The following is a 20,678-nucleotide window of genomic DNA, read 5'->3' on the forward strand; positions in this document are numbered from 1 at the left end:
CAACGTGAAAAATATGCATCACAAACCTGAAAAGAAATCCGTTGAAAATGATGAGGGCTTTATTCCTCAAACCCTTGCGTGGCGGGTAGGAAAACGTTTGCGTAAAATCGTTTGTCAAGACCTGTTATCACAGAACTAATCAGTTATACTGTTGCCCGTCGTCCAACAGGACTGCCTTTTCAGGCCAAAATTTTATTGTTAGCTGAGTCAGGAGATGCGGATGTTAAAGCGTGAAATGAACATTGCCGATTATGATGCCGAACTGTGGCAGGCTATGGAGCAGGAAAAAGTACGTCAGGAAGAGCACATCGAACTGATCGCCTCCGAAAACTACACCAGCCCGCGCGTAATGCAGGCGCAGGGTTCTCAGCTGACCAACAAATACGCTGAAGGTTACCCGGGCAAACGCTACTACGGCGGTTGCGAGTACGTTGATATCGTTGAGCAACTGGCCATCGATCGCGCTAAAGAACTGTTTGGCGCCGACTACGCTAACGTACAGCCGCACTCTGGCTCTCAGGCTAACTTCGCGGTCTACACCGCGCTGCTGCAACCGGGCGATACCGTTCTGGGTATGAACCTGGCGCAAGGCGGCCACCTGACTCACGGCTCTCCGGTTAACTTCTCTGGCAAACTGTACAACATCATTCCTTACGGCATTGATGAGTCCGGTAAAATTGACTACGAAGACATGGCGAAGCAGGCGCAGACCCACAAACCGAAGATGATTATCGGCGGTTTCTCTGCTTACTCCGGTATCGTTGACTGGGCAAAAATGCGTGAAATCGCAGACAGCATCGGTGCTTACCTGTTCGTTGACATGGCGCACGTTGCCGGCCTGATTGCTGCAGGCGTTTATCCGAACCCGGTTCCGCATGCTCACGTTGTGACCACCACCACGCACAAAACCCTGGCGGGCCCACGCGGTGGTTTGATTCTGGCAAAAGGTGGCGACGAAGAGCTGTACAAAAAGCTGAACTCTGCCGTATTCCCAAGCGCGCAGGGCGGCCCACTGATGCACGTTATCGCGGCGAAAGCGGTGGCGCTGAAAGAAGCGATGGAGCCAGAGTTTAAAGTTTACCAGCAGCAGGTTGCTAAAAACGCCAAAGCGATGGTTGAAGTCTTCCTGAACCGCGGTTACAAAGTGGTTTCTGGTGGTACTGAGAACCACCTGTTCCTGCTGGACCTGGTTGATAAAAACCTGACCGGTAAAGAAGCTGACGCTGCCCTTGGCCGTGCCAACATCACCGTGAACAAAAACAGCGTGCCAAACGATCCGAAGAGCCCGTTCGTGACCTCCGGTATCCGTATCGGTTCTCCGGCTGTTACTCGCCGCGGCTTTAAAGAAGCGGAAGTGAAAGAGCTGGCAGGCTGGATGTGTGACGTTCTGGACAATATCAATGACGAAGCGGTTATCGAGCGCGTTAAAGGTAAAGTTCTGGAAATCTGCGCACGCTTCCCGGTATACGCATAATCTTTCTGTTTTGCAGAAATAAAAAAGGCCGCAATCGCGGCCTTTTTTTATGGGTTAACGCCGGTCAAGGGAGAGGGCTCCCGGTCCCACTATCGCCAGTAAAATAAACGCTCCGGCAATACTGATATTCTTGTAGAAGTTAATCATATTCGGCATGACGGCATCACCGGTCATATCCCAGTAGTGGTGGCCGATAATCGCGGTACCCAGCGTGTAAAATACAAAGAGTACGGCAACAGGGCGGGTGAAAAAGCCCAGCACGATCAGAATGGCGGCGGGCACCTCCATTACCACCGCAATAATGGCCGCCAGCATAGGCATGGGTGTACCCAGCGACGTCATATATTGTACGGTCCCGCTAAACCCCGTCAGTTTTGGATAGCCGAAGATAATAAACAGTACGACAAGCGCGATACGACCTATTAACAGCAACAGGTGACGTGCCTGGCCGAAATCTAAATAGCGAAGTGAGTTCATGGCAGAAATACCTCTGCAAGTGGAGTAATTTAAACGTAATACACATTTTCATTCCCTGCCATAAGTCAGATGACTGCACAATATGTTAAATTTTCGTTAATTTATAGCAGGCTATCGACTTGCTTAATTTTTGTATTCTCGCCAGACTATGGCCTCCATTTCGGGAGGGATTCATGGTCTTGCATTCCACGCGCTGGCTGGCGCTCAGTTATTTCACCTATTTCTTTAGCTACGGTATTTTTCTGCCTTTCTGGAGCGTCTGGCTCAAGGGGATCGGCCTGACGCCCGAGACCATAGGTATCCTGCTTGGCGCTGGTCTGGTGGCACGTTTCCTGGGAAGCCTGCTGATCGCACCGCGCGTCAGCGATCCCTCCTTGCTGATTAAGGCGGTACGCATTCTGGCGCTGTTGACGCTGGTCTTTGTCGCCTGTTTCTGGGTGAGCCACCAGTTTGCATGGCTGATGGTGGTGATGGTCGGTTTTAACCTCTTTTTCTCGCCGCTGGTTCCGCTGACGGATGCCCTGGCAAACACCTGGCAAAAACAGATAACGATGGATTATGGCCGCGTGCGGCTGTGGGGCTCAATTGCCTTTGTCATCGGCTCTGCACTGGTGGGTAAACTGGTTAGCCTTTACGATTACCGTGCGATCCTTGCGCTGCTGAGTATCGGTATTGCCTCCATGCTGCTGGGGATGCTGTTGCGTCCATCGGTAATGCCGCAAGGTGAGAGCCGTCATCAGGAAAGCGCCGGCTGGCCGGCCTGGCGAAGCCTGGTGGCACAAAGCTGGCGTTTCCTGGCCTGCGTCTGTCTGCTGCAGGGCGCGCACGCGGCGTACTATGGTTTCAGCGCCATCTACTGGCAGGGGGCAGGATACTCCGCATCTGCAGTGGGTTACCTGTGGTCGCTCGGTGTGGTCGCTGAAGTGATTATCTTCGCGCTGAGCAAAAAGCTGTTCCGGCGCTTCGGCGCGCGCGATCTGCTCCTGCTTTCTGCAGTCTGTGGCGTCGTACGGTGGGGCATTATGGGCTGGACGACGGAACTGCCGTGGCTGATCGTGGCGCAAATTCTGCACTGCGGCACCTTCACGGTATGTCACCTGGCGGCCATGCGCTATATCGCCGCGCGTGAAGGCGGGGATGTCATTCGGTTGCAGTCGGTTTATTCGGCAGTGGCGATGGGCGGCAGCATTGCGGTGATGACGGTCTTTGCGGGCTTCCTTTACCAGCATCTGGGACACGGGGTCTTCTGGGTCATGGCGCTTGTCGCCCTACCGGCGATGTTCGTTCGTCCTAAAGTCGCCGCGCGCGCGTAGCTACGATTCCAGCATGGCGCGAATATGTTCTTGCTGCTGCGTGTTCAGCGTCTCAACGGCGTGGATCAGCGGTGGTGAGAACAGGGGCAGGGCGGTCGGATAAGGGGTGATGACCAGCGCCGCTTCGCGCGGTGCCCCCTCTTTCTGATAGGCCTGCAGCGTCTGATATCGAATGTTGAGCGGCAGCAACGTCAATTCGCGCAGTTGCTGCTCTATCACGTCCTCACAGGATTTATCCTCTCCCGTCAATAACACCACCTGCTTCTCATGCAGATCGGTCTCCTGCATCAGCCAGGCGCCGAAAATGACCGCCACCAGGCTCATCTCTTCATCAGAAAAACGCAGCCCGAATTCCGCTTCCAGCTCAAACAACGCCTCTTTGGTGGTGCGTAACAGGCGGGGGTAGAGACGATGGATCTCTTCCGGCAGGCTATTGTCGATGCCTATCTCAAACAGCGAACGGTCCAGCGCCTGGGCCAGATGAATATAAAGCTGATCGGTCAGCCCCTGTTCATCGCTGAAGTTCATCCCGGTTTGCGCCCGAAAACGGGCGACCATGCGCACAATCGCCCGACGCAGGCGCTGATCCTGCTGATGCTTATCAAGCACAGGGTCAGGGGTGCGCAGCATCATAAACAGCAGTGCAAGAAACAGTTGTTCATCGCTGTGGGTCCCTTGTGGCACACGGCGTTTCCAGTGACGAACAATCTCCTGAGCGGTGAAATATTCCCCTCTTGATTGCGTCCAGTTACGCTGCACCGATGAAAACTGCGGGGTATTCCCCAGATGATGCTGCATCAGGCAATACTGCAGATAGAGTTGCAAAAACTTTACGTCCCGGCAATCAAACGGGCGCTGAAGCTTGCGCGAGCAGAAGCTGATCAACGCCCGCAGGTTGGTATCGTCATAGAGAGGACGGGCAATGCCCTGCTGTTTAAGCGCGGTTTTCAGCGCGGGGGTAAACTGATGCGAAACGAATTCCGGACACAGCCGCATAGCCCTGCGCAGCCAGTGCAACAGGCATAAACGTTGATTCAGGGCTGAGCCTTCAATCCGGTAGCTGCCGTCATGGTACGTGACGATGTCGAGCCGGTGATAGCGCTGGATTTCATCGCGCGTCTCGGCTATATCTTGCCGTGCCATAGCGTCGTCCACGCCATTGGCAGCGATAATGCTCTGTGCGGTAACGGCAGCATCGGGCAGGTAAAGCATTAAAAGCACCTGGCAGCGGCGCTGCGAACTGGAAAGCACAGATGGAATTTCAAGCGTCGTCATCATCTGTCGGGTATCCAGTGGGAATGTTTGATAAGAATAGCTAAAGGATGGGCGCTGAAAAGCGCGCCGGCAGGCCTTTCACTCAGGATTGCTGGCGAACATCACAGAATTTATGACGTGAGGAATTGATGCAAACAGTTAAACAAAGCGCAATGGCGTTATTTTTGACGGTGATCCCCTTTGCTGTCGTCGCGCATCCTCACAGTTTTATCAGCCTGAAAACCGAGCTGGTAACGGACGGAACGCAGCTCAGTGGCCTGAAAATGCGCTGGACGATGGATGAAATCACCTCGGCTGACCTGCTGTACGATGCCGGGAATGCAAAACCCGGGGATGAAATCTGGAAAAAGCTGGCGGCGGAAGTGATGGCCAACGTGCTTGGTCAGCACTATTTCACCGAGTTCTGGCACAACGGACAAAAAGTGAAATTTATGAATCGGCCGACGGAATATGGCATGACCCGCGACGGACATCAGGCGGTACTGACGTTTGTCCTGCCGCTGGCGCATCCGCAGCCGCTGGCTGGGCAGACCTATACGTTTTCCACCTTTGATCCCACTTACTATGTCGATATGCATTACGCAGAGGAGAGTGATGTGACGCTACCGGCAGCCCTGCAAAAAACCTGCACGATGGCAATGCACACGCCAAAACCGAGCGAAGAGACGCTCAATTTTGCGGTCTCTCTCGATAAAGAAGATGCACCACCCGAAGACATGGAGCTGGGTAAACAGTTCGCACAGCAGGTGACGTTGCAATGTCAGTGATCGCGTCTCCGGCACGAAAATCACGCCGCTGGCTTCATCTCTGGCCGCTGGCGCTCTTTTTGCTGCTGGCCGTGTGCGGCGCGTTGTGGCTATGGCACGCCTGGCCGCAGGTGATGATGAAAAGCATTGTCTGGCAGCGCGAGGTCAACCCGCAGATGAGTGGCTTACTGAAGGCGGTGGCGGAAAACCCGACGAAGGCAGGCGGTTCTCTTCTGGCCTTCAGTTTTCTCCACGGTGTCCTGCATGCGCTGGGGCCGGGACACGGCAAAATCGTGATCGCGACCTGGCTTGCGACCCATCCGTCCAGGCTCAAATCAAGCATTGGGTTGACCCTCGCATCTTCGCTGCTTCAGGGCGGCGTGGCGATTGCGCTGGTGGTGGTCGTCCTGTCGTTATTACGCCTTCCTGCTCGTCAGCTGCATATCAGCAGTTTCTGGCTGGAGAAGGGCAGTTACGCGCTGGTCGGTGTGCTGGGCTTGCTCCTGTGCTGGCGGGCACTGAAAAAACTGCGGGCTTTACTGCACAAACCCCAGTTCAGGGCTTTTACGCCGCACCATGAACACACTGCGAACTGCGGCTGTGGGCATCAGCATCTGCCGACGCAGGCGCAGCTACAGAACGGTGATGACTGGCGAGCGCGGCTGATGGTTGTGCTCTCAATGGGCATGCGTCCGTGTTCAGGGGCAATCATGGTGCTGCTGTTCAGTAAGGTGATGGGTGTATTTGGCTGGGGAATGCTCTCGGCATTGGCCATGGCGGCCGGGACGTCACTCACGATTTCGTCACTGGCACTGCTGGTGCACAGTTTCCGTCAACTGGCGGTCAAACTCAGCGGCAATAAAACGCCGGTGCTGTGGCGGCAGGTCGGATGGACAACGCTCGCGCTGGCGGGCGGGATGATTCTGCTGGTGGCTGCGGTAACGATGTGGATGAGCGCGGTGCCGGTGGGAAGGGGATTAAGGCCGTTTTAGTCAGGTACAGCATGGTGCCCTTTCCCGTCGGGAGAGGGCACCGCAGGCTGGATTAACGCTTCAGCGCGTCGCTCAGCTCATCACGCATGTTTGCCAGCATGGCTTTAACAACACGTGGGTTACCTGCAACGATGTTGCCGGTCGTCAGATGGTTGTGTCCGCCGGTGAAATCGCAAACAATGGCGCCTGATTCACGCGCGATCAGCTCGCCCGCTGCAAAATCCCACGGCTTCAGTGACAGCTCAAAGTAACCGTCAACGCGACCGGTAGCCACATAGGCCAGGTCCAGCGCGGCAGAACCGGTGCGACGGAAGTCCGCGCATTCGGTGAACAGTTTGCCCAGAATATTCATGTAAGTGGTTGCGTGCTGCTTCGCCTTGAACGGGAAGCCGGTCGCCAGAATGGTACCGTCGAGGTCGCGTGCATTGCTGCAGCGCAGACGGTAGCCGTTCAGCTGCGCGCCCTGACCGCGGGTTGCGGTGAACAGTTCGTTACGCATTGGATCGTAAACCACGGCGACTTCAGTACGGCCTTTAATGCGTACTGCGATAGACACGGAGAAGTGTGGCAGACGTTTGACGAAGTTGGTGGTGCCATCCAGTGGATCGATAACCCATTGAACATCCTGATCGGTACCTTCAAGTTCACCGCTTTCTTCGGTGATGATGGTGTGCTGCGGGTAAGATTTGCGGATGGTATCGATAATAATCGCTTCAGCGGCTTTATCGACGTTGGTTACGAAATCATTGCTGCCTTTCTGGCTGGTTTCAACAGAATCTGGCGTTTCGTAGTGTTTGGCAATTACATTACCCGCCTTGCGCGCTGCGCGCACGGCGATGGTCAGCATCGGATGCATCGGTCTCTCTCACTGGATGTTAAAGAACGGGAAAATCGGCGCAGAGTATAGCAGCGAGATCGGAATATGTCTCTCGTTTATGATAATATGGCCGAATATTCTTCAGACACAGAATCCAGACATTAAAACTATGCTGCAAAACATTCGAATCGTGCTGGTCGAAACATCGCACACTGGCAATATGGGCTCCGTAGCCCGCGCTATGAAAACCATGGGTTTAACGAACCTGTGGCTGGTTAACCCACTGGTGAAACCCGACTCACAGGCTATCGCTCTGGCTGCGGGCGCCAGCGATGTCATTGGTAACGCGCAGATCGTGGATACCCTGGACGAAGCCCTGGCAGGGTGCAGTCTGGTGGTCGGGACCAGCGCCCGCTCCCGTACACTGCCGTGGCCGATGCTGGATCCGCGTGAATGCGGTCTGAAAAGCGTCTCTGAAGCCGAACAGGCTCCTGTAGCGCTGGTGTTTGGCCGTGAACGCGTGGGCCTGACCAACGATGAACTGCAGAAGTGCCATTACCACGTGGCCATTGCTGCTAACCCGGAATACAGCTCCCTGAACCTGGCAATGGCCGTTCAGGTGATTGCCTATGAAGTGCGTATGGCGTGGCTGGCGACGCAGGAAAAAGCAACGGCAGAGCCGCAGGAAGAGGCCGTCTACCCGCTGGTGGACGATCTGGAGCGCTTCTATGGTCACCTGGAGCAGACCCTGCTCTCTACCGGTTTCATCCGTGAAGGTCACCCGGGGCAGGTAATGAACAAGCTGCGTCGCCTGTTTACCCGTGCGCGTCCGGAAAGCCAGGAACTGAACATTCTGCGCGGGATTCTGGCGTCGATTGAGCAAAAGAATAAAGAGTAGTGCCCATCCTGGTGATACGGCACGGAAGGTTAAATACCTGACTAAAACAGTCAAGTAAATAGTTGACCATTTTAGTCAGGAATGTCAGACTTGGCCCTGCTATGCAATACCCCCATTTTACTATAAAAAACCCCGGGCAGGGGCGAGTTTGAGGTTAAGTAAGACATGAGACTGACATCTAAAGGGCGTTATGCCGTGACCGCGATGCTGGACGTTGCGCTCAACTCCGAAGCGGGCCCGGTTCCGTTGGCTGATATTTCTGAACGACAAGGGATCTCCCTCTCCTATCTGGAGCAGCTGTTCTCCAGACTGCGTAAAAATGGACTGGTTTCCAGCGTTCGTGGCCCAGGAGGCGGTTATCTGCTGGGTAAAGACGCGGGCAGTATTGCAGTTGGCGAAGTGATCAGTGCCGTTGACGAATCCGTTGATGCGACCCGTTGCCAGGGTAAAGGCGGCTGCCAGGGCGGCGATAAGTGCCTGACCCACGCGCTGTGGCGCGACCTGAGCGATCGTCTGACCGGCTTCCTGAACAACATCACCTTAGGTGAGCTGGTAAATAACCAGGAAGTTCTGGATGTCTCTGGCCGTCAGCACAGCCAGGACTCCCAACGCAGCACCCGCGGGCAGGACGCGATCGACGTCAAATTACGCGCGTAATAAAAAGATAAGTATTTCAGAATCAGGCCGGAGCGTTCGCTCGCTCCGTGTACTCGGTCGTACATCCAGCCGGTTGCCTGATTCCTTGCATTGAAGCGATGTACGGAGTTTATAGAGCAATGAAATTACCGATTTATCTCGACTACTCCGCAACCACGCCGGTGGACCCGCGTGTTGCCGAGAAAATGATGCAGTGTCTGACCCTGGACGGAAACTTTGGTAACCCAGCTTCCCGTTCACACCGTTTTGGCTGGCATGCTGAAGAGGCGGTAGATATCGCCCGTAATCAGATTGCTGACCTGGTGGGTGCCGACCCGCGTGAGATTGTATTCACCTCCGGTGCGACCGAATCCGATAACCTGGCGATCAAAGGTGCGGCCAACTTTTATCAGAAAAAAGGCAAGCACATCATCACCAGCAAAACCGAACACAAAGCCGTGCTGGACACCTGCCGTCAGCTCGAGCGTGAAGGTTTCGACGTGACTTACCTGGCACCACAGAGCAACGGTATCATCGACCTGAAAGAGCTCGAAGCGGCCATGCGTGATGACACCATTCTGGTTTCCATCATGCACGTAAACAACGAAATTGGCGTTGTGCAAGATATCGCGACCATCGGCGAAATGTGCCGTGCGCGCGGCATCATCTACCACGTAGACGCCACCCAGAGCGTGGGCAAACTGCCTATCGATCTGAGCCAGCTGAAAGTGGACCTGATGTCCTTCTCCGGCCACAAAATCTATGGCCCGAAAGGTATTGGTGCACTGTACGTTCGTCGTAAACCGCGTATCCGCATCGAAGCACAGATGCACGGTGGCGGTCACGAGCGCGGTATGCGTTCCGGTACGCTGCCTGTTCACCAGATCGTGGGTATGGGCGAAGCTTACCGTATTGCGAAAGAAGAGATGGAAACCGAGATGGCGCGCCTGCGCACGCTGCGTAACCGTCTGTGGGATGGCGTGAAAGATATGGAAGAAGTGTATCTGAACGGCGATCTCGAACAGGGCGCACCAAACATTCTCAACGTCAGCTTCAACTATGTTGAAGGTGAATCGCTGATTATGGCGCTGAAAGACCTGGCGGTTTCTTCCGGTTCTGCCTGTACGTCTGCAAGCCTGGAGCCATCCTACGTGCTGCGCGCACTGGGCATGACTGACGAGCTGGCACACAGCTCTATCCGTTTCTCTTTAGGTCGTTTCACTACCGAAGAAGAGATTGACTATACCATCAAGCTGGTTCGCAACTCCATCGGTCGTCTGCGTGACCTTTCTCCACTGTGGGAAATGTTCAAGCAGGGCGTGGATCTGAACAGCATTGAATGGTCACATCACTAATCGGTACATAAGGAGAATTCAACATGGCATACAGCGAAAAAGTTATTGATCATTACGAGAACCCGCGCAACGTTGGCTCTTTTGACAACAGCGACGAAAGCGTAGGTAGCGGTATGGTCGGTGCGCCAGCGTGTGGCGACGTGATGAAGCTGCAGATTAAAGTCAACAATGAAGGTATCATTGAAGACGCGCGCTTCAAGACCTACGGCTGCGGTTCTGCTATCGCCTCCAGCTCCCTGGTCACCGAATGGGTGAAGGGCAAGTCTCTGGACGAAGCACAGGCAATCAAGAACACGGATATTGCTGAAGAACTCGAACTGCCACCCGTGAAAATTCACTGTTCTATCCTGGCAGAAGACGCGATCAAAGCCGCCATTGCGGATTACAAAAGCAAACGTGAAGCAAAATAATTGAGGTTTGAGTATGTCGATTACCCTTAGCGACAGCGCTGCCGCGCGAGTAAGCTCTTTTCTGGCGAACCGTGGTAAAGGCTTTGGCCTGCGACTGGGCGTACGTACCTCCGGCTGTTCTGGTATGGCTTACGTACTGGAGTTTGTTGACGAACCGGCGTCTGATGACACCGTGTTTGAAGACAAGGGCGTGAAGGTGGTGGTCGATGGCAAAAGCCTGCAATTCCTCAATGGCACTCAGCTGGACTTTGTAAAAGAAGGCCTGAACGAAGGGTTCAAATTCACGAACCCGAACGTCAAAGACGAGTGTGGTTGCGGCGAAAGCTTCCACGTTTAACCGCGCGTCATCCGAAACCCCACCGCAGGACTCCTGCGCGTGGGGTTTGTTCTAACAGGCTACCCCTGAGATTGTTATGGATTACTTCACTCTCTTCGGACTACCCGCTCAATACCCGATTGATCTGCAGGCGCTGACGATCCGCTTCCAGGATCTGCAGCGTCAGTATCATCCGGATAAATTCGCCAGTGGTACTCAGTCAGAGCAATTGGCTGCGGTATCGCAATCTGCGACCATCAATCAGGCCTGGCAGACGCTGCGCCATCCACTGTCTCGCGCTGAGTATCTGCTCTCGCTTCATGGCTTTGATCTGGCGAGTGAACAGCACACCGTGCGTGATACGGCGTTTTTGATGGAACAGCTGGAACTGCGTGAAGAGCTGGATGAGATTGAACAGGCCAAAGATGAAGCGCGTCTGGAAAGCTTCATCAAGCGCGTAAAAGGCATGTTCGATACCCGCCATCAACTGATGGTGGAGCAACTGAACAACGAGACCTGGGATGTGGCGGCAGACACTGTGCGCAAACTCCGTTTTCTCGATAAACTGCGAAGCAGTGCTGAACAACTCGAAGAAAAGCTGCTCGATTTTTAATTTCGGAAGCAATTATGGCCTTATTACAAATTAGTGAGCCTGGCTTAAGTGCCGCACCGCACCAGCGTCGTCTGGCGGTAGGTATTGATCTGGGCACCACCAATTCTCTCGTGGCGACCGTGCGAAGCGGCCAGGCGGAAACGCTGGCTGACGAGCAGGGCCGTCATCTGCTGCCTTCCGTGGTCCACTACCAACAGCAGGGCCACGCGGTTGGCTACGACGCACGCGCGAACGCCGCGCGCGATCCGGCGAACACCATCAGTTCCGTAAAACGCATGATGGGCCGCTCCCTCGCCGATATTCAGACCCGTTATCCGCATCTGCCGTATCAGCTGCAGGCCAGTGAAAACGGCCTGCCAATGATTGCCACGACAGCGGGGCTGCTGAACCCGATCCGCGTTTCTGCTGATATCCTCAAAGCGCTGGCGGCGCGTGCTACGGCAACGCTCGGCGGCGATCTCGATGGCGTGGTCATTACCGTTCCGGCCTACTTTGATGATGCACAGCGTCAGGGCACCAAAGACGCGGCGCGTCTGGCGGGACTGCACGTTCTGCGCCTGCTGAACGAACCGACGGCGGCCGCCATTGCCTACGGCCTGGACTCCGGTCAGGAAGGGGTGATTGCGGTTTACGATCTGGGTGGCGGGACCTTTGATATCTCTATCCTGCGCTTAAGCCGTGGGGTGTTTGAAGTGCTGGCTACCGGCGGTGATTCTGCGCTGGGTGGCGATGACTTTGACCATCTGCTGGCTGATTTCATTCGCGAGCAGGCGGGTATTCCCGATCGCAGCGATGCACGCGTGCAGCGTGAACTGCTGGACGTGGCCATCGACGCGAAAATCGCGCTGAGCGATGCGCAGTCTGTCACCGTCAACGTGGCGGGCTGGCAGGGGGAAATCACCCGGGAACAGTTTAACGACCTGATCGCGCCTTTGGTGAAACGCACTCTGCTGGCCTGCCGTCGCGCACTGAAAGATGCGGGCGTTGAGGCTGACGAGGTGCTGGAAGTGGTCATGGTTGGCGGCTCCACGCGCGTACCACTGGTGCGTGAACGGGTGGGTGAATTCTTTGGCCGCACGCCGCTGACGTCCATCGACCCGGATAAAGTGGTTGCCGTGGGCGCGGCTATCCAGGCGGATATTCTGGTCGGCAACAAGCCGGACAGCGAGATGTTGCTGCTGGATGTTATTCCGCTCTCCCTGGGTTTAGAAACCATGGGGGGACTGGTGGAGAAAGTCATTCCGCGTAACACCACCATTCCGGTGGCGCGCGCGCAGGAATTCACCACCTTCAAAGACGGCCAGACCGCGATGTCCATCCATGTGATGCAGGGCGAGCGCGAGCTGGTGCAGGACTGTCGTTCACTGGCGCGCTTTGCGCTGCGCGGTATTCCTGCGCTGCCTGCGGGCGGTGCGCATATTCGCGTTACCTTCCAGGTGGATGCGGACGGCCTGCTGAGCGTCACGGCGATGGAGAAATCCACCGGCGTTGAGTCGTCTATCCAGGTGAAGCCGTCCTACGGCCTGACCGATGGTGAGATCGCCTCCATGATTCAGGATTCAATGAGCTACGCCGAACAGGATGTGAAGGCGCGTATGCTGGCAGAACAGAAAGTTGAAGCCGCACGCGTGCTGGAAAGTCTAAACGGTGCGCTCGCTGCCGACGCCGCGCTGTTAAGCGCCGCTGAGCGTCAGGTGATTGACGAGGCTGCCGCGCGCTTAAGCGCAGTGGCCGAAGGCAATGATGCTGATGCAATAGAAGAAGCCATTAAAAACGTTGATAAACAAACCCAGGACTTTGCTGCTCGCCGCATGGACAAATCTGTCCGCGTCGCGCTGAAAGGCCAGTCCGTGGACGAGGTTTAATATGCCAAAGATTGTTATTTTGCCTCATGCGGACCTCTGTCCGGATGGTGCTGTTCTGGAAGCGAAGACCGGTGAGACCATTCTCGATGTTGCCCTGCGTAACGGTATCGAAGTGGAACACGCCTGTGAAAAATCCTGTGCCTGCACAACCTGCCACTGCATCGTGCGTGAAGGTTTTGACTCTCTGGCCGAGAGCACCGAAGATGAAGACGACATGCTGGATAAAGCATGGGGTCTGGAGCCAGACAGCCGTTTGAGCTGCCAGGCTCTGGTGACCGATGAAGATCTGGTCGTGGAATTCCCACGCTACACCATCAACCACGCACGCGAGCACTGATATGGGACTGAAGTGGACTGACAGCCGTGAAATCGGCGAAGCGCTCTACGACGCTAACCCGGATCTCGATCCTAAAACCGTACGCTTCACCGATATGCATCAGTGGATCTGCGATTTAGACGATTTTGACGACGATCCAAACGCATCCAATGAAAAAATTCTGGAGGCGATTCTGTTAGTCTGGTTAGATGAAGCAGAATAAATCACCTTACGGGCTGCCTTCAGGCGGCCCGTTTGCTAATAAGGATAAATAAAATGACCGAAGCGATGAAGATTACGATCTCGAATCAGCCTGCTGACGCGCGCTGGGGCGAGAAAGCCACCTACAGTATCAACAACGACGGTATTACCCTGCACCTGACTGGCAACGATGATTTGGGTCTGATCCAGCGCGCGGCGCGCAAAATTGATGGTCTGGGCATTAAACATGTCACCCTGGACGGCGAAGGCTGGGATATCGACCGCAGCTGGGCATTCTGGGCGGGTTACAAAGGACCGAAAGGCAGCCGTAAAATCGAGTGGGCGACGCTCGACGAAGCGGGTCAGAAAGAGCTGGAAAGCCGTCTGACCATTATCGACTGGGTGCGCGATACCATTAACGCCCCGGCAGAAGAGCTGGGTCCTGAACAACTTGCGCAGCGCGCCGTTGACCTGCTGTGCGGCGTGGCCGGCGACAAAATGTCTTACCGCATCACCAAAGGTGAAGACCTGCGCGAGCAGAACTATATGGGGATCCACACCGTGGGTCGCGGTTCCGAGCGTCCTCCGGTATTGCTGGCGCTGGATTACAACCCAACCGGTGATAAAGCAGCACCGGTATTTGCCTGCCTGGTCGGGAAAGGCATCACGTTCGATACCGGCGGTTACAGCCTGAAGCAGAGCGCGTTCATGGACTCCATGAAGTCCGATATGGGTGGCGCGGCAACCATCACCGGCGCGCTGGCGTTTGCCATTACGCGCGGTCTGAACAAGCGCGTGAAGCTTTACCTGTGCTGTGCGGACAACATGGTGAGCGGTAATGCCTTTAAGCTCGGCGACATCATTCGCTACCGTAACGGTAAAAACGTGGAAGTGATGAACACCGATGCGGAAGGTCGTCTGGTGCTGGCCGATGGTCTCATCGACGCGTCTGCGCAGAAGCCAGAGCTGATTATCGACATGGCGACCCTGACCGGTGCGGCGAAAACCGCGCTGGGCAACGACTACCATGCGCTGTTCAGCTTTGACGACAAACTGGCAGCTCGCCTGCTGGCAAGCGCGGCCGCGGAGAACGAACCGTTCTGGCGTCTGCCGCTGGCCGAATTCCACCGCAGCCAGCTGCCGTCTAACTTCGCCGAACTGAACAACACCGCGAGCGCAGCCTATCCGGCGGGTGCGAGCACGGCGGCCGGCTTCCTGTCTCACTTCGTTGAGAACTATCACGAAGGCTGGCTGCACATCGACTGCTCCGCAACCTACCGTAAAGCGGCCGTTGAGCAGTGGTCTGCAGGGGCAACGGGACTGGGCGTGCGTACTATCGCGAACCTGTTGACTGCCGAGTAATTGTCTTTGTCCGGCGGCGCTGTGCTTGTCCGGGCCTACGGTTTTGTAGGCCTGTTAGCCTTGCGCCAGCCGACATTATGTTGAAGTAGCCAAACTATGTCTGAAACGAAAAACGAATTAGAAACTCTGCTGGAACAGGCGGCGACCGAACCTGCCCACCGTCCGGCATTTTTCCGCACGTTGCTGGAGTCCACCGTCTGGGTTCCGGGTACCGCAGCGGAAGGCGAACAGGTTGTTGAAGACAGCGCGCTGGACCTGCTCCACTGGGAGAAAGACGACGGCACGTCGGTGATCCCGTTCTTCACTTCGCTGGAAGCGCTGCAGCAGGCTGTTGAAGACGAGCAGGCGTTCGTGGTGATGCCGGTGCGCACTCTGTTCGAAATGACGCTGGGCCAGACCTTGTTCCTCAACGCCAAACTGCCAACCGGGAAAGAGTTTACCCCGCGTGAAATCAACCATCTGATTGGCGAGGAGGGCAACCCGCTCAGTACGCAGGAAGTGCTGGAAGGGGGCGAAACGCTGCTGTTGTCTGAAGTAGCCGAACCCCCTGCGCAGATGATTGATTCGCTGACCACGCTGTTCAAAACCCTCAAACCCGTGAGGCGCGCGTTCCTCTGCTCTGTTAAAGAGAGCACGGATGAACAGCCGGTGCTGCTGATTGGCATTGAAGCAGACGGCGATATCGAGGAGATTATTCAGGCTGCGGGCAGTGTTGCCACCGATACGCTGCCGGGTGATGAGCCGATCGATATCTGTCAGGTGAAGAAGGATGAGAAGGGCATCAGCCACTTTATTACCGAGCACATCACGCCGTTTTACGAGCGTCGCTGGGGCGGATTCCTGCGCGATCTCAAAACCACCCGCATTATCTGATTACGCGGGGTGATTTTTCACCCCGTCGCTTCCAGCAGCAGTAAATCCATCAGCAGGACCAGATTCGACTCAAACGACGTCACGCCAGCGGCTTCTGCGGCGTAATGTACCGCCTCGTCATATAAGGCAAAGTGTAAATCTGCCATTCCCGCCAGCGTATTGGCCGAAGCGCGCGTAAAAGCCACGACCGTCATACCCACGTTTTTAGCGATCCGTGCTTTATCCAGCACCTGTTCGGTTTCACCGCTGCGTGAGACGGCGATAAACACCTGATACCGCGCAGCGTTGCTGAGGAAAATGTTTCGGCTATCGCCCGGCCCGGAAATAAACGCCGTTTTGCCCAGCACCTGCAATTTCTTGGTAAGGTACTCGGCGAAGAGATAAGAGAAGCCGGCGCCATAAAGAAAGAAGCTCTCTTTCTGGCGCAGTAACGTCGAAAATTGCGCGCGCTTCTCCCGCGTTACCCACTGAAAGGTTTGCTGATAGTTCGCGATAAATTGACTGAAAAGCGCCGGCAGTTCCGGGCACTGTTGTGCCTGCGCGGCGATATACGGCGTCTCGGTTAACAGCTGTTTGCAGTGCCAGATAAATTCGCTAAAACCGCTGAAGCCTAATTTCTGACACAGACGCATAATGGTAGCGGTTGAGACGAACGTCGCCTGCGCCAGTTCGCGCACCGTAATATTGCCCACCAGCAGAGGATGCTCTGTGAGGTGGGCCAGCACGCGATATTCCGCGCGGGTCAGTGACGCCCCGCGCGTTAACAGCGTGGCCAGACGGTTATCCATTATTTGGCCGGTTCAACGGGCAAATCGTCTCGTGCACCCCATTCACTCCAGGCGCCATCATAGAGCGTCACGTCGTTTACACCGAGTGTGGCGAGCGCCAGAATCACCACGCAGGCCGTGACGCCGGACCCGCAACTGGCAATAATGGGACGATGCAAATCCACGCCCTGACGATCAAAAATGGCGCGCAGCTCATCGGTCGTTTTTAATTCACCTTCAAACACCAGATCGCCCCACGGCACATTCAACGCGCCGGGAATATGGCCGCGCTTCAGCCCCGGACGCGGTTCATCCGCCTGGGCGTTAAAGCGCGCTGCAGGGCGGGCATCGACAATTTGCGCCGTTTTTTCATGGCTGACCACCAGCACGTCGGTCAGACGTTTTACCTGATGCGCATCAAACGTCGCGTCGAACTCGCCTTCCGGCAGCGTCACGTTGCCCTGCTGCAATGGCAGTTCATCACGCTTCCAGCCCGCGAGGCCGCCTGCAAGAATTGAGACTTTCTCCACGCCAAAGTTTTTCAGCATCCACCAGGCGCGCGGTGCGGAGAAGAGGTTACCTTCATCGTAAACCACGAGGTGTTTGTCACGATTGACGCCAAGTTCGCGCATCGCCACGGAGAACGCTTCCGGTCGCGGCAGCATGTGCGGGAGAGGGGAGTTATGGTCGGACAGGGCTTCAATATCAAAAAATACCGCGCCCGGCAAATGCCCTGCGCGGTATTCTGCGACCATATCGCGAAGGTGTTCCTGCCCGGCAGGTGCCATACGCGCGTCAATAATCTGTACTTCCGGATCGTCACCGTGCTCAATCAGCCAGTCGGCGGCGACAAAATATGAGGTGGACATGGGTTGCCTCCAGTCTTTTCCGTAAAAAAGGATTGTCGGTGTTTTTTCTGACACCGACAAGCAAACCACGTTCAACTCGCGAGCACGACCCTATTTTTTCACCGCTTCACCGTTCTGCCAGGCTTTTTGCAGCGCAGGCCAGTAGTCACGGTTGGCGTCAATCATGTCATCAAGAATCGCTTTTGCGTGCTCCATGGTGGGCACGGTGCGGTTCAGGGTGAACGCCTGCAGCGCTTTTTCGTAGCTGCCTTCAATGGTCGCTTCCACCAGCAACTGTTCAGAGGCGAGCTGCTGCTGTAGCAGCGTCTGATGGAACAGCGGGACCCGACCCACGCGGATAGGCTCTGGCCCTTCAGAGGTGATGTAGGCCGGGACTTCCACCACCGCGTCGTACGGCAGATTGGTTATCGCCCCGCGGTTTTCCACCATTACCAGATGGCGCTGACGCAGGTTAAATGCCAGCGAGCAGGCGACATCGACAATAAACTCGCCATGGACGCCCACGTGGAAGGCATCCGGTAAAATCCCGGTACGCTTATACTCTTCTGCGGCGGCAAACAGCTTTTTCTCACGCCCGTTCATCACTTCGTTCGCGCGGGTATAGTCCGGGTTCTGATGCTCCACAATCTGGTTTGGCATCAGGTAGTACTGCAGATAGGGGTTTGGCAGATATTCCGGGAAGTTATCCATGATGGGCTTGATGTTGCGCCAGGTTTTCACCCACGACGGATCCGAGTGCTGCGGGTCGGTTTTGGCCGCATCTTCCGTCAGCAGGCCGAACCTCGCGATATGCCGACGCAGTTCCGGCAGCTTGTCCTCGCCGTCCACCCGCACGCGGGTAAACCAGCCGAAGTGGTTCAGTCCAAAGTAGTCCACCTCCAGCTTGTGGCGGTCCACACCCAAAATGGCCCCCATGTTACGCATCGCCGCCACTGGCATATCGCAGATATTAAGCACGCGGGCATCCGGTCGCAGGCGGCGCACCCCTTCCGCAACGATCGCTGCCGGGTTGGAATAGTTCACGATCCAGGCTTTTTCATGCGCGTAGCGATCCACCAGATCGATCAGCTCGACCATTGGCAGGATCGTGCGCAGGCCGTATGCCAGTCCGCCAGGACCGCAGGTTTCCTGGCCCACCACGCCGTGGCGCAGCGGGATCTTCTCATCCTGCTCACGCATTCTGTACTGGCCGACACGCATCTGGGCGAAGACAAAGTGCGCCCCGCTGAACGCGACTTCCGGGTCTGTGGTCACGGTGAAGGTAATGCTCTGGCTATGGTCGCGAATGACCTTCTCCACCACCGGTGCAATGGTGTTCTGGCGTGCTTCGTCGATATCGTAGAGGCGAATCTCGGCCAGCGGGAAGTCCTGCAGGCGTACCATCAGGCTTTTCACGATACCTGGCGTATAGGTGCTGCCGCCACCGGCAATCGACAGAATAAAAGGGGGTGTAAACATCTTTAGCTCCTCTCAGAGAAACGTCTCAACGGCTTCTCGCATTTTTTTGACATGCAGCCCGTAGACCACCTGAACGTTGTTACCTTGTTTGATAATCCCTTTCGCGCCGGTCGCTTTCAGGCGCGGCTCGTCGATGATGGAGACATCCTTCACCGTGACGCGTAAGCGGGTGTAGCAGTTATCCACTACCTCAATGTTTTCCCGGCCTCCCAGTCCCACCACGATGGATTCACCCAGCCCGTCATTGTTCCCCTTCGCCTGATACTCCTGTTTGCTGTACAGGCGCGTCTCCTGATCGTCATCCTCGCGTCCCGGCGTCTTCATGTTGAAGCGCAGGATCAGGAAGCGGAAAACCACAAAATAGAGCGCGAACATGATGAGCCCGACCACGATGTACATCGGCCAGTTGGACTTCTCCGTGCCGAGCGGCAGGTTATAAAGAATAAAATCGATAATTCCGTTAGCGCCGATGGCATGAACACCGAACAGGGAGAAAAGCATCATGCCGATGCCGGTCAGCACTGCATGTACCACAAACAGCAGTGGAGCGACGAACAGGAACGAAAACTCAATCGGCTCGGTAACGCCCACCAGCAGAGAGGTTAACGCTGCCGGGATCAGGATGGCTTTGGCTGCCGCTTTGCGCTCCGGCCTGGCGGTCATGTACATCGCCAGCGCCGCCGCGGGCAGGCCAAACATTTTGCTGATGCCGCGCGCGTCCCACACTACCGTGCTGCTCAACTGCTTCACTTCCGGGCAAGCCATTTCGGCGAAATAGATATTGCGTGCGCCCTGATAAACCGTGCCGCATACCTCTTGCGTACCCCCAAGTTCGGTATACAGGAAGGGGGTATAGACCAGATGATGCAAGCCGGTCGGCACCAGAATGCGTTCCAGGAAGCCGTAAATGGCCACCCCAAAAGGCCCGGAACCTTTGATCGCCAGCGCCAGTGCGCTGATGCCATGCTGGGCAAATGGCCACAGTTCGCTCATCACGACGCCGAGCAGCATTGAGACAGGAAGCATGACGATGGCGACGAAACAGTGGCCGGAATAGATGGCCATCGCGCCGTTAAACTGTACGCCGGAGTACTTGTTGTACAAGTATCCGGACAGCGCCCCGGTCAGGATCCCGGCGAAAACGCCCATCTCCAGCACCTGCACGCCCAGCACCATACTTTGCCCGGCGGCTTTCATCTGGTCAGCGGGAGCCAGTTCGCCCTGGAGCTGCAGCGTAACGTTCATCGCGTTAATGAAAACAACAAAGGTCACCAGGCCGATCAGGGCCGCATAGCCTTTATCACGCGTGGCCAGGCCAATCGGTATCCCGACGGCAAACACCAGCGCCAGGTTAACCAGTACTGACACGGCCGATTTCGCGATAAGCTGACCAACATGCTGAATCAGCGGATGGCCGAGAAACGGCACATACTCTGCGAGGTTACCGTTCCCCAGGACGTTACCGAATGCGATAAACAGACCGACGATCGGTAAGATAAGTACCGGTCCGTACAACGATTTTCCGAAATTTTGTAGGGCGTTCACGGCTCGTTTCATGACTGTCTCTCTTAGTGAACCGCGCACTCGGGGTGCGTCTTGAGCTTAAAGCTAGCAGGCTAAAGGCGAGGTAATCCAGCTATCTTCT

22 protein-coding genes are annotated in these 20,678 nt (G+C 55.9%); 15 read left to right on the forward strand and 7 right to left on the reverse strand.

Features of this window, described 5'->3' with window-relative positions; translation table 11 throughout:
- Nucleotides 1-220 precede the first annotated feature (220 nt).
- Nucleotides 221-1,474, forward strand: coding sequence for a serine hydroxymethyltransferase (glyA, locus tag QMG44_RS20010; RefSeq protein ID WP_020883014.1), 1,254 nt, complete (start codon nt 221-223; stop codon nt 1,472-1,474).
- A 54-nt stretch (nt 1,475-1,528) separates the two neighbouring features.
- Here glyA and QMG44_RS20015 read toward each other — a convergent pair whose 3' ends face one another.
- Nucleotides 1,529-1,951: a DoxX family protein gene (locus QMG44_RS20015; RefSeq protein WP_014171191.1), complete on the reverse strand. Its 423-nt coding sequence runs from the start codon at nt 1,949-1,951 to the stop codon at nt 1,529-1,531.
- Nucleotides 1,952-2,124: 173 nt separating this feature from the next.
- Between QMG44_RS20015 and QMG44_RS20020 the strand changes: the two genes are divergently transcribed.
- Nucleotides 2,125-3,264 (forward strand): 3-phenylpropionate MFS transporter, encoded by a 1,140-nt coding sequence (locus QMG44_RS20020; RefSeq protein WP_032678696.1) that lies wholly within the window; start codon nt 2,125-2,127, stop codon nt 3,262-3,264.
- Here the strand turns inward: QMG44_RS20020 and csiE are convergent, their stop codons facing one another.
- Nucleotides 3,265-4,542: a stationary phase inducible protein CsiE gene (gene csiE, locus QMG44_RS20025; protein WP_086532211.1), complete on the reverse strand. Its 1,278-nt coding sequence runs from the start codon at nt 4,540-4,542 to the stop codon at nt 3,265-3,267.
- A 125-nt stretch (nt 4,543-4,667) separates the two neighbouring features.
- Between csiE and QMG44_RS20030 the strand changes: the two genes are divergently transcribed.
- Nucleotides 4,668-5,306 carry a DUF1007 family protein gene (locus QMG44_RS20030; protein WP_020883017.1) on the forward strand — a complete coding sequence of 213 codons (639 nt, stop codon included), beginning with the start codon at nt 4,668-4,670 and terminating at the stop codon, nt 5,304-5,306.
- Entirely contained in the window at nt 5,297-6,277 is a 981-nt protein-coding gene (locus QMG44_RS20035; protein ID WP_281853262.1) for a nickel/cobalt transporter, read from the forward strand. Before QMG44_RS20030 ends, QMG44_RS20035 begins: the two co-directional genes overlap by 10 nt.
- 52 nt (nt 6,278-6,329) lie before the next feature.
- On the opposite strand, the gene suhB is transcribed toward QMG44_RS20035, so the two are convergent.
- Nucleotides 6,330-7,133, reverse strand: a complete 804-nt coding sequence (gene suhB / locus QMG44_RS20040; protein WP_020883019.1) for an inositol-1-monophosphatase — start codon at nt 7,131-7,133, stop codon at nt 6,330-6,332.
- A gap of 130 nt (nt 7,134-7,263) precedes the next feature.
- Here suhB and trmJ point away from each other — a divergent pair, with 130 nt between their 5' ends.
- From trmJ to sseB, 11 genes are all read left to right on the forward strand, one after another.
- Nucleotides 7,264-7,992 (forward strand): tRNA (cytosine(32)/uridine(32)-2'-O)-methyltransferase TrmJ, encoded by a 729-nt coding sequence (gene trmJ / locus QMG44_RS20045; protein ID WP_032669904.1) that lies wholly within the window; start codon nt 7,264-7,266, stop codon nt 7,990-7,992.
- 165 nt (nt 7,993-8,157) lie between these two features.
- Entirely contained in the window at nt 8,158-8,649 is a 492-nt protein-coding gene (iscR, locus tag QMG44_RS20050) for a Fe-S cluster assembly transcriptional regulator IscR (protein WP_020883021.1), read from the forward strand.
- A 119-nt stretch (nt 8,650-8,768) separates the two neighbouring features.
- Nucleotides 8,769-9,983, forward strand: coding sequence for a cysteine desulfurase (gene iscS, locus QMG44_RS20055; protein WP_020883022.1), 1,215 nt, complete (start codon nt 8,769-8,771; stop codon nt 9,981-9,983).
- Between the two features lie 23 nt (nt 9,984-10,006).
- Nucleotides 10,007-10,393, forward strand: coding sequence for a Fe-S cluster assembly scaffold IscU (gene iscU, locus QMG44_RS20060; protein ID WP_003860661.1), 387 nt, complete (start codon nt 10,007-10,009; stop codon nt 10,391-10,393).
- Between the two features lie 13 nt (nt 10,394-10,406).
- On the forward strand, nt 10,407-10,730 hold the full coding sequence (gene iscA / locus QMG44_RS20065; RefSeq protein WP_003860659.1) for an iron-sulfur cluster assembly protein IscA: 324 nt from the start codon (nt 10,407-10,409) through the stop codon (nt 10,728-10,730).
- A gap of 76 nt (nt 10,731-10,806) precedes the next feature.
- Complete coding sequence (gene hscB / locus QMG44_RS20070; protein WP_014171181.1) at nt 10,807-11,322, forward strand: co-chaperone HscB; 516 nt, start codon at nt 10,807-10,809, stop codon at nt 11,320-11,322.
- A gap of 14 nt (nt 11,323-11,336) precedes the next feature.
- The gene (hscA, locus tag QMG44_RS20075) at nt 11,337-13,187 is read left to right on the forward strand and encodes a Fe-S protein assembly chaperone HscA (RefSeq protein ID WP_025203461.1); all 1,851 of its coding nucleotides are present in this window, start codon (nt 11,337-11,339) and stop codon (nt 13,185-13,187) included.
- Nucleotide 13,188: 1 nt separating this feature from the next.
- The gene (gene fdx / locus QMG44_RS20080; RefSeq protein ID WP_014171179.1) at nt 13,189-13,524 is read left to right on the forward strand and encodes an ISC system 2Fe-2S type ferredoxin; all 336 of its coding nucleotides are present in this window, start codon (nt 13,189-13,191) and stop codon (nt 13,522-13,524) included.
- A gap of 1 nt (nt 13,525) precedes the next feature.
- Nucleotides 13,526-13,726, forward strand: coding sequence for a Fe-S cluster assembly protein IscX (gene iscX / locus QMG44_RS20085; protein ID WP_014171178.1), 201 nt, complete (start codon nt 13,526-13,528; stop codon nt 13,724-13,726).
- 53 nt (nt 13,727-13,779) lie between these two features.
- The gene (gene pepB / locus QMG44_RS20090) at nt 13,780-15,066 is read left to right on the forward strand and encodes an aminopeptidase PepB (protein ID WP_020883024.1); all 1,287 of its coding nucleotides are present in this window, start codon (nt 13,780-13,782) and stop codon (nt 15,064-15,066) included.
- A 96-nt stretch (nt 15,067-15,162) separates the two neighbouring features.
- Nucleotides 15,163-15,939 carry an enhanced serine sensitivity protein SseB gene (sseB, locus tag QMG44_RS20095; RefSeq protein WP_020883025.1) on the forward strand — a complete coding sequence of 259 codons (777 nt, stop codon included), beginning with the start codon at nt 15,163-15,165 and terminating at the stop codon, nt 15,937-15,939.
- 17 nt (nt 15,940-15,956) lie between these two features.
- Here sseB and QMG44_RS20100 read toward each other — a convergent pair whose 3' ends face one another.
- The 4 genes from QMG44_RS20100 to QMG44_RS20115 form a co-directional block, all read right to left on the reverse strand.
- A complete protein-coding gene (locus QMG44_RS20100) occupies nt 15,957-16,727 on the reverse strand; it encodes a MurR/RpiR family transcriptional regulator (RefSeq protein ID WP_086532214.1) in 771 nt (256 codons plus the stop codon).
- Complete coding sequence (gene sseA, locus QMG44_RS20105) at nt 16,727-17,575, reverse strand: 3-mercaptopyruvate sulfurtransferase (protein WP_086532215.1); 849 nt, start codon at nt 17,573-17,575, stop codon at nt 16,727-16,729. Before sseA ends, QMG44_RS20100 begins: the two co-directional genes overlap by 1 nt.
- A gap of 90 nt (nt 17,576-17,665) precedes the next feature.
- Nucleotides 17,666-19,033, reverse strand: a complete 1,368-nt coding sequence (locus QMG44_RS20110; protein ID WP_014171173.1) for a 6-phospho-alpha-glucosidase — start codon at nt 19,031-19,033, stop codon at nt 17,666-17,668.
- Between the two features lie 12 nt (nt 19,034-19,045).
- Nucleotides 19,046-20,590 carry a PTS transporter subunit EIIC gene (locus QMG44_RS20115; RefSeq protein ID WP_020883028.1) on the reverse strand — a complete coding sequence of 515 codons (1,545 nt, stop codon included), beginning with the start codon at nt 20,588-20,590 and terminating at the stop codon, nt 19,046-19,048.
- Nucleotides 20,591-20,678: the final 88 nt, after the last annotated feature.

It is taken from the genome of Enterobacter sp. 200527-13 (assembly GCF_027924865.1).
Lineage (GTDB): Bacteria > Pseudomonadota > Gammaproteobacteria > Enterobacterales > Enterobacteriaceae > Enterobacter > Enterobacter ludwigii.